The organism is Polaromonas sp. (genome assembly GCF_039930745.1).
GTDB lineage: Bacteria > Pseudomonadota > Gammaproteobacteria > Burkholderiales > Burkholderiaceae_C > Polaromonas.
Genome location: NZ_JBDTTH010000125.1, coordinates 1 through 8,491 on the forward strand (window position 1 = coordinate 1; position 8,491 = coordinate 8,491).

An 8,491-nucleotide genomic window follows, 5' to 3' on the forward strand; every position below is an offset into this window, starting at 1 on the left:
TGACTCTTGAGGTAGCGAGACAGGCGTTACTTGGTCGTGTTGAATTGACATGGATGTGCACTCCGTGCGTCGTCTGAGGTCTAACGAATGAAAGTCGGTTCCGCTACGTATGGCGGCTCAAACTTGGCGGCGTGAAAATACTGTTCTTGCATGCCGTTAATTTATAACCGGTTTTGCGGTGCTGATGCGCTCGCGATCCTTGATACGTGGCAGCTACAACCTTCCGCTCAAAGGCTTCGCTACGTATTAAATCCCAGATATCCGCTGCAAGCCTCGATTTCAGGGGTTTCCCCAGTCGGCGCCCTGGCGCTCCGTGCCATCGGAGATTGGTCGAATTCGACCAAGATTAAACCCATCAAGGCCTATTCCAGCATCGACCCTATTTTTTCATGATGGGCACGCAGCAGGTTGATGTATAACGACCTCGGTTAAATCCCCCATTTGACGAACGCACTGCAAAAGAAACTTTCATGGACTTCAAACCACTTGTCACTTTGCTGGCCATCGTCAACCCGCTGGCCATCGTGCCGTTTTTCATCCATTACACGCGCGATTTTTCGCCCGAACAGCGCCGCCGCACCATCGTCACCGCTTCGTTCAGCGCGTTTGTCGTCATCGCCATCAGCGCACTGCTGGGCCTGCAGATTCTGGAGTTTTTCAGCATCTCGCTGGCAAGCTTCCAGGTCGGGGGCGGCATGCTGCTGCTGATCAGCTCCATGAACATGCTCAACGCACAACCCGCCGAGGCCAAGCCGAACACGCACGAGCTGGAAGACGGCGCCGCCAAGGCGGCCATGGGTGCCAGCATCGCCGTGGTACCCCTGACCATCCCGCTGCTCACCGGCCCGGCCACCATGTCCACTGTGGTCATCTACGCAGAAAAGGCTCAGAACTTCCTGCAGCTTAGCATGCTGGTCGGCTACGGCGTAGTGATCGGCTTGGCCACGGCCGTGTGTTTTTCACTCGCTCATCCGATTGCCCGCGTGCTGGGCAAGACCGGCATCAATGTCATGACGCGGCTGATGGGCCTGATTCTTGCCGCGCTGGCCATCGAGGTGATGACCGGTGGGCTGCTCAAGCTGTTTCCGATTCTCGGCCGGGGTATATGAACAAATCAGCCTCTCGCCCATGCCAATTGGGCGCAGTCAGCTCTGTTTTCAATAGCAACGCATCCACCGATACCCGTCCCCTTCAGTGACGATGCAGATGGTGCGCATCAGGCACATGCGGGTGCGCGTGCTGCAGCGGCTCGTGGTGGTGCCGGTGGCTGTGTGACTCTTCGGGCATCGGCTCGTGGCGATGGGTGTGATGGCCATCCGCGTGGCCATGCGCATGTTCATGGTCCATGGCCGCGTGCGCGTGCGCATGGCCGTGCGACTCCATCAGGTGCAGCAGCACACCGCCCAGCATCAGCAGCCCCCCGGCGCCTATCAGCCAGCTGACCGACCGGTCGCCCATGCCGAGGGCCAGCAGCGCACCGATGAATGGCGCAAACGCGAAAACCGAACCGGTGCGTGCCGCGCCGAAAGCCCGCTGTGCCAGCAGGTAAAAGCGCAGGCTGAGGCCGTAGCCGGTGGCGCCCACCGCCAGCAGGCCGGCCGCGGCCCTCAGCCCGGGCAGCGGTTCTGCAAATACAAGCGCCAGCAGGGCCGTGACCGTAGCGCCCAGCGCGGTCTTGACCAGCACCACCTGCCCGGGGTCGCGCTCGGCCAGTGCGCGTGACAGCGTGTTGTCGATGCCCCAGGCGGCAGCGGCCAACAGCACGGCCAGCATGCCGGCGAACTGTGTTTCGCCGAGTCGGCCCTGGCCCAGAATCAGCAGCACACCCCCGGCCAGCAGCAGCCCCATGGCGGCCCAGACCCGGGCGTCCATGGTTTCGCGGTACAGCCGCCAGGCGAGCACGGCGGTGAACAAGGCCTCCAAGGTGAGCATCAACGAAGCACTGGCGCCGCTGGCGCGCTGCAGACCCCACGCCAGTGCCACCGGACCGATCACGGCGCCGAAGGCCACCACCGCCAGCACCCGCCCCAAATCGGAACGTTGCAGACTGGCCTCCTGCTGGGCGGGACGGCGCAGCAGCGTACCGGCCACCGCAGCACCCGCATAAAGCAGGGCCGCAGTGCTCAGCGCGCCCAGCCCCTTACCGAAGTACTGAACCAGCGGGGTGCTGACGCCAAACAGCGTTGCCGCGAACAAGGCCAGCAGGCCACCGCGCAAAGCTGGTGTGTTCATGTTCGCCCTCCCATGAGATCTGTCAAATCAGCCTCCAGCCCAATACCGATGAGCGCAAGCAGCTACGCTTTTTGCAGCAACCTGACCAGCCGGTTACTGGTGTTGCGCAGGCGCTGGGCCAGCAGCTGGGTGATCTTGACGACCAGCTTGGCGCCCACACCGGGGTGCTGGCGTATCAGTTGCCCGATGGCAGCGCGGCCGAGCACGGCGGCCTCTACAGTGTCGATGGCGGTGCAGGTGGCGTAACGCACGTCGCGGTCGAACATGGACATTTCGCCCAGGGCCGCGCCTTCGGTGGCCACGCTGAGCCGCGACAACGTGTCCGGCGCATCGGGCTCATCGCCGGCCGGCGGTGTGGCCTTGGTCACGTCCACCGTGCCGCTGAGCAGCAGCAGCATCCAGTCGCCCTCATCACCTTCGCTGATCAGGACCTGGCCGGGCTGCGCGCGGATCAGCAGCATGGCTTCGCCGAGGACGTCGAGTTCCTGCGGCGTGAAGTCTTCCAGCAAGGCCGAATGCGTCAGCAAGCCGGGCCCGCGGCCGGACATCTTCTGGCAGCTGCCGAGCAGCTCCAACCCGGCCTGCGCGAGTTTCTCCTCCAGGGAGATGGCCCCCACGCTTGTCACTTTGTGTATGGCGCTGCCCCCCGGGGGGGCCGGGCTTGCTTGGGGCGGCCCTGCGCTGCGCTCCTGAGGCGCGCCGCCTGCGGCGTCGGAACTCACGGGACCTGTTGCAGCCATGTCGCTATCTCTTCAATGGCGGCGTCGGTGGCGGCTGTCAGCGCGCGTACGCCACCGGGGGCATCGTTGCTGGGCGCTGTGCGCTGTACCGTGAAGTTGCGCTGGGCCAGCAGCTTTTCACCACTGGGCTGGATCTCCACCAAGGTGGCGCGCAGCCGTATCAGGCCGGTGCTGCGGGCCGGCGCGTCGAACAGGTGGCTGAATTCTTCAAGCTGCAGCTGAAGCATGCGCGGCAGCACGCCCTGGTTGACGCTGCGGTTCAGGGCCGGGCCTTCGCCGGCGTTAAAGACGGCGCGGTTGCGGCTAAGCGTTTCGCGCAGGCGCTGGCGCACCAGCTGCGCCGGCGGCATGCTCCAGCGCGCCTGCGAGTAGGGGCGCAATTGCTGCGCATCGGCATAGGCCAGCCGGTACAGCACCGCCTGGTTGTCCAGTACACCACCGGGCGTCGAGATGTCAGCCAGCGCCAGCGGTGCAAGCGGGGCCTGCCGCGTTTCGGGGAGCGGGCCCAGGGGGCCGGGGCCGAAGTCGTATAGTGCGGCACGCACCGGCTTGTCCGGCAACGCCGAGCAGGCACCCAGCAGCAGCGTTGCCACAAATATCAAGCCAAACAGGCCTCCAGCCCTTATGGGGCGGGCGCAAGCAGCTGCTTTATTGATAGCATTTTCGGGTTTCATGGTTTTCCTCCGGGAGCGGTAAAGCCTGGCTCGCCTGGGCCTGGCGTGCGCGGGCCGTTGCCAAAAATCAGCGATTGCGGGTTGTCGTCCACCGCGTTGACGGTGCGCCTCAGCTGGCGCATGGCGCGGGCGGTTTCTTCGGCCACCTCGCCAAGGCGCGGCAACGTTGCCGCACTGAAAGTTTCTACGGAAGCGGACAACGCCGCGCCGCCGTCGGCCAGTTTGTCGAGCGGACCACCCTTGGCGTTCAGCTTTTGCGCCGTGGTGTTCACTTCGTTGGCGGTTTTGGATACATCATCGGCCGCAGTCTTGAGCGACTTCATGGTGGCGCTGGCTTCTTGCCCCAGGCGCGGCATGGTGGCCACAAAGGGATCGAGCTTCAGGGCCAGCTGGTTGATGCTGTCAGCGGCCTGGCCGAACTGCTCTACGGAGGTCATCAGAGTTTTCTGGTTGCTCTCGTCTAGCAACTTGTTGAGTTTCGTGCTGGCGGCTTCGACCTGGTCCATGATCACCTCGCTTTTGTTGAGCAGCTTGTCGAGCAAGCCCGGTTTGAGCGGGATGCGCGGCGGATCGTCGTCGTTGGGCACCAGCTGCACGGTGGATGGGCCGTCGTCTTCGAGCTGCACAAAACCCAGCCCCGTGACACCCTGCGAACTGATGGTGGCAAAGGTGGACTGGGTCAGCGGCGTGCCGATGTCCACCGAAATGCGGATCAGCACGTTGCCTTTGGTCTTGTGGTCAAAACCGATGAACTCGACCTTGCCGACGGGCACGCCGCGAAAGCGCACCTGGGCCTGCGGCTGCAAGCCTGAAATGGTTTCGCGCGTGGACAGCTCGTACAGGTGGCGCTCGCCGCTGTCGCGCGTTAACCAGACGGCCAGCAGCGCCAGCAACGCGGCGACCACCAGCACAAAGGCGCCGGCGGCGATGGCATGGGCTTTGTTTTCCATTTTGAAAACCTCTCTCTCTTCGCTTAATAGATGTAGCGATGCATGGCTGAAAATTCAGATTTTTGGGATGAAATGCAAGGCGCCCGGAGCGCAGCAACCGGAATGTACCCAGGTACATGAGGATTGCGAGCACCGCGCAACGCCGCAGTTCGCCCAAAAAATGAATTTGCAGCCATGCATCAGACGGTGAACGGGTATTCGCGCAGCAACTCCATCGCGCGCTGGCCCCGTTCACCGAGAAAAAAGTTGCGGATGAAGGGATGCGGAAACGCAATCACATCACGCGGCGGACCGTTGACAATGACCTGCTTGTCGGCCAGCACGGCAATGCGCGTGCTCAGCTCGAACAGCGTGTCCAGGTCGTGTGTGACCATCACCACCGTCAATTCCATGCCCTTGTGCAGCGAACGCAGCAGTGCGCAAAAGCTGTCCGAACTCTCCGGGTCCAGGCCGGCGGTTGGCTCGTCGAGCAACAGCAGCGGCGGGTCCATGATCAGCGCCCTGGCCAGCGACACACGCTTGACCATGCCACCGGACAAGTCGGCCGGCATCTTGTCGGCATGCTCCGGTGCCAGGCCCACCATTTGCAGCTTGACCATGGCAGCCTCACGGATCAGGGCATCAGGCAATGTCTTGAGTTCGCGCAGCGGAAAAGCAATGTTCTCCAGCACCGTGAAAGCTGAGAACAGCGCGCCATGCTGGAACAGCATGCCCACACGCCGCGCCGCGCCGCGCTTGCCCAGCTCGGCCGCCGGCCGGCCCAGTACTGTGATCTCGCCAGTGGTCGGCTCTTCCAGCCCCAGCATCTCGCGCAGCAGCACGGTTTTGCCGGTACCGGACCCACCCACCAGCGACAGGAATTCACCACGCTCGATAGCGAGATCAAGGTCCTTGTGAACCACGGACTCCTTCTTGCCGTTGGTGAAAACGGTAGACAGTTTGCGGATGTCAACGATCACGTCACTCATATTGCACAACCCAAGAAGCAACGAGCGCGGGGGCTTCGGATCCAGACCAGCCGGGGCCGCGGAACCGGCTTCGCCGGGCCGCAGGCGCAGTGGCCCCCTCGGTGGGCAGGAAGCTACACGCAGTGAGCGACCGTGGGGGCTCTTCTCTTTTCAAGCCGGGGCCGCGGGTCCGGCTTTGCCGGCCCGCAGGCGCAGCGGCCCCCTCGGGGCTGGAGTCTGCGGCTCCGAACCTGCTTAGGCAGGTTTGGACAGACGACAGAAGCGAAGCCTCTGGCGAGCGGCGGCCTGCAAGGTGCAGCGAAGTACACGCAGTGACGAGCGTGGGGGCCATATTCATATGCCGATACTCTTGAACAGGACTGCGAACAAAGCATCTACAAGAATCACCACGGTGATCGATGTAACCACCGAGGCCGTCGTACCCTGGCCCAGGCTTTCGGTGTTGGGCTTGACGCGCAGGCCGAAGTGGCAGCCTATCAAGGCAATCAGCACACCAAAGACCACCGACTTGGCAGTGGCCAGCGTCAGGTTGGCAGCATCTACCGCTTCGGGCAAGGCGTCGATGAAAAAAGACGGCGTCACTCCCATGACCAGGTCGGCGGCCAGCATGCCGCCCAGCAGCGCGGAGATGGTGGTCCAGACGCTGATGAGCGGCATCACGATGGCCAGCGCAATCGCACGCGGCATGACCAGCCGGTAGCTGTGGGCAATGCCCATCACGCGCATGGCGTCGAGCTCTTCGGTCACGCGCATCACGCCAATCTGCGCGGTGATGGCCGAGCCGGAGCGCCCGGCAATCAGGATGGCGGCCAGCACCGGGCCCAGCTCACGGATCAGCGAGATGCCCAGGATGTTGACGATGAAGGCGTCGGCACCGAACTGGCGCAGTTGCTGAGAAATCAGGTAAGCCAGCACGACACCGATGAGAAAGCCTACCAGCGCGGTGATGGGCAGGGCCGTCGCACCTATGTGGTACAGATGGCCGGAGAGGTCGCGCCAGGGGCCCTCACGGGGTTTCCTGGCGAGCTTCGCAAGATTGAGCATCAGCCGACCCACCAGCGCGAGCAGGTCGGCGCCGTGGTCCACCACTTGCAGCACCCCCTCACCCAAAGACAAATAGGCCTGCCGAAAACCCGGCGCGGGTGGTTCGGGCCGGTCAGCACTGAACTCGGCCACGCGGTCGAGCACCATGCGCTGCGGCGCAAGGACCTCCAGTTTTTGTGGCCACTGGCGGCCCCAGTGGTTCCAAAGCACCTGTGCACCCAGGTGGTCCAGTTGCTCCATCTGGCGTAAGTCCCACAGGGCGGTTCCGCCGGAAGCTTCAGGCATCAGGGCTTTCAGCTGTGACGCCAGCGCTTCCCATGCGGGCCGGACCGTCAGCTCGGCGGCAGTCCATGACCCCAACACCAGACAACACGCGCCATCGGGCGTGTCTTGCTGGTCAATATGCGGAGTGGATTCGCGCGCGGCGTCGTCCTCCGGAGATGGCATGGTTTCGATAGGGCAAACGGCTGGGGAGCGATGAACAAGACAGGGCGGCGCTCGGGCACTGGGCCGCTGAGCCGCGCTGCCGCTTGTAAAGGCATGTTAATCCAGCACTCGACGCGCGGGCTACAGCATTTGCCCCCAACACGTCGCCCACCCTGTCCTACAGCGCTGCTTGCAAACTCAGGACCACACGGCCTCCAGCGCCTGCCAGGCGCTTGCAACCACCGGCGCCTGGCGCTGCGCGCCCAGGCTGACAAAACACAGCACGCTTTGCAGGCTGACCTGGTCCGCAATCACCAGGCCGGCGGCATGGGACTCGCGCATGGCGATCGAATCGCGCACCAGGCTCAGGCCGACGCCGGACTTGACCAGGTCGAGCATCGAGGCCTCCTGGTCCACCAACGCCACACGATGAGGTTCGACCCCCAGCGGGCCGAACACGCTGGCCAGCAGGCGGTGGTGCGCAGAGGCCGGCGGCGTGGCGATCCACGGCAAGGCGGCCAGCGCCTTCCAGCCCTTGCCACGCACTTGCGGCCCCCAGCCCGCGGGCGCCAGCACCCGGTAGGTGAAGTGGGTCAGTTCGCGCACCGTAAACAGCGACAACCGGCCGTCTTGCCGGTCTGCTCCTGAATTAATAGCTATTTGCCCCCGTCCTGAAAGGGCTGGAGATCGATTTGATTCAAAATCAGCGGCATGACCGGGCACCTGCTCGGGTATGCCCAGATAAAAACCCACATCCAGCTCGCCACGTTCTATCTGGGCCAGCACCTCGCCGCTCATGGCCTGACGCAACTCGGTCTCGACCTGGGGCGCCATTTCCACCAGCACCTTCAAAAAAGCGCCGAGCCGGGTGAACTCGGGGTCGAGGATGGTGCCTATGCGCAGCCGCCCGCGCACCTGCGTGTGCAGGCTGGCGGCTGCGTTCTTGAAATCACCCTGCGCGGCCAGCACTTTTTCGGCCAGCGGCAGCAGCGCCGCGCCGTCGCGGGTGAGGTTCATGCCCTGGGCGCTGCGCGTGAAGAGCGTCAGGCCCGTGGCAGCCTGCAGGCCTTTGATCTGCAGGCTGACAGCGGGCTGCGTCAGCGCCAGCTTGTCGGCAGCGCGCGAGAGGTTGCCCTCGCGGGCGACAGCCGCAAAAATTCGAAGGGTTTGAATGTCCATTATTAGCAATATTTATATCACTACTGAGAAATTCAAACTGGCGCTCAGCTTCGGTGTCCGCTAATCTTGGCGATTGCTCAATGGAGTTTGCAACATGAATGATATGAGTCGCCCAAATATGAACCAGCCCGTTACAGCCATTGGCCATGCCATCAACGGGCATGTCGTGCCCGGCACATCTAGCCGCACCCAAGAAGTCTTCAACCCCGCCACAGGCCAGGTGACAGGCCGAGTCGCGCTGGCCAGCGCCGCCGAAGTCGATGCCGCAGTCGCCGCAG

The 8,491-nt window shown here is 63.5% G+C and carries 9 protein-coding genes and 1 pseudogene; 3 read left to right on the forward strand and 7 right to left on the reverse strand.

The annotated features are described in order from the left end of the window. Positions 1-150 precede the first annotated feature (150 nt). The gene (locus ABI660_RS21780; protein WP_348072080.1) at positions 151-393 is read left to right on the forward strand and encodes a hypothetical protein; all 243 of its coding nucleotides are present in this window, start codon (positions 151-153) and stop codon (positions 391-393) included. A gap of 77 nt (positions 394-470) precedes the next feature. Then, on the forward strand, positions 471-1,109 hold the full coding sequence (locus ABI660_RS21785) for a MarC family protein (protein ID WP_348072082.1): 639 nt from the start codon (positions 471-473) through the stop codon (positions 1,107-1,109). 82 nt (positions 1,110-1,191) lie between these two features. Here ABI660_RS21785 and ABI660_RS21790 read toward each other — a convergent pair whose 3' ends face one another. The 7 genes from ABI660_RS21790 to ABI660_RS21820 all read right to left on the reverse strand — a co-directional run bounded on the left by ABI660_RS21790 (position 1,192) and on the right by ABI660_RS21820 (position 8,213). After that, entirely contained in the window at positions 1,192-2,232 is a 1,041-nt protein-coding gene (locus tag ABI660_RS21790) for a DMT family transporter (RefSeq protein WP_348072084.1), read from the reverse strand. A 62-nt stretch (positions 2,233-2,294) separates the two neighbouring features. Beyond that, positions 2,295-2,849: a cyclic nucleotide-binding domain-containing protein gene (locus ABI660_RS21795; protein ID WP_348072086.1), complete on the reverse strand. Its 555-nt coding sequence runs from the start codon at positions 2,847-2,849 to the stop codon at positions 2,295-2,297. 101 nt (positions 2,850-2,950) lie between these two features. Then, positions 2,951-3,646, reverse strand: a complete 696-nt coding sequence (locus ABI660_RS21800) for an ABC-type transport auxiliary lipoprotein family protein (protein WP_348072088.1) — start codon at positions 3,644-3,646, stop codon at positions 2,951-2,953. Continuing rightward, positions 3,643-4,596: an MlaD family protein gene (locus ABI660_RS21805; RefSeq protein WP_348072090.1), complete on the reverse strand. Its 954-nt coding sequence runs from the start codon at positions 4,594-4,596 to the stop codon at positions 3,643-3,645. Before ABI660_RS21805 ends, ABI660_RS21800 begins: the two co-directional genes overlap by 4 nt. 179 nt (positions 4,597-4,775) lie before the next feature. Further along, on the reverse strand, positions 4,776-5,564 hold the full coding sequence (locus ABI660_RS21810; RefSeq protein WP_348072092.1) for an ATP-binding cassette domain-containing protein: 789 nt from the start codon (positions 5,562-5,564) through the stop codon (positions 4,776-4,778). Between the two features lie 333 nt (positions 5,565-5,897). Then, positions 5,898-7,055, reverse strand: a complete 1,158-nt coding sequence (locus ABI660_RS21815; protein WP_348072094.1) for an ABC transporter permease — start codon at positions 7,053-7,055, stop codon at positions 5,898-5,900. 177 nt (positions 7,056-7,232) lie between these two features. Next, positions 7,233-8,213: a LysR family transcriptional regulator gene (locus tag ABI660_RS21820; RefSeq protein ID WP_348072096.1), complete on the reverse strand. Its 981-nt coding sequence runs from the start codon at positions 8,211-8,213 to the stop codon at positions 7,233-7,235. A 118-nt stretch (positions 8,214-8,331) separates the two neighbouring features. Here ABI660_RS21820 and ABI660_RS21825 point away from each other — a divergent pair. Further along, positions 8,332-8,491 (forward strand): annotated as a pseudogene (locus ABI660_RS21825) (methylmalonate-semialdehyde dehydrogenase (CoA acylating)); the annotation flags it as partial.

Excerpts from the sequence above, each read along its gene's own strand:
- ABI660_RS21780 (WP_348072080.1), top strand. The coding sequence starts at position 151 with ATGCCGTTAATTTATAACCGGTTTTGCGGTGCTGATGCGCTCGCGATC.
- ABI660_RS21785 (WP_348072082.1), top strand. The coding sequence starts at position 471 with ATGGACTTCAAACCACTTGTCACTTTGCTGGCCATCGTCAACCCGCTG.
- ABI660_RS21790 (WP_348072084.1), bottom strand. The coding sequence starts at position 2,232 with ATGAACACACCAGCTTTGCGCGGTGGCCTGCTGGCCTTGTTCGCGGCA.
- ABI660_RS21800 (WP_348072088.1), bottom strand. The coding sequence starts at position 3,646 with ATGAAACCCGAAAATGCTATCAATAAAGCAGCTGCTTGCGCCCGCCCC.
- ABI660_RS21805 (WP_348072090.1), bottom strand. The coding sequence starts at position 4,596 with ATGGAAAACAAAGCCCATGCCATCGCCGCCGGCGCCTTTGTGCTGGTG.
- ABI660_RS21810 (WP_348072092.1), bottom strand. The coding sequence starts at position 5,564 with ATGAGTGACGTGATCGTTGACATCCGCAAACTGTCTACCGTTTTCACC.
- ABI660_RS21815 (WP_348072094.1), bottom strand. The coding sequence starts at position 7,055 with ATGCCATCTCCGGAGGACGACGCCGCGCGCGAATCCACTCCGCATATT.
- ABI660_RS21820 (WP_348072096.1), bottom strand. The coding sequence starts at position 8,213 with ATGGACATTCAAACCCTTCGAATTTTTGCGGCTGTCGCCCGCGAGGGC.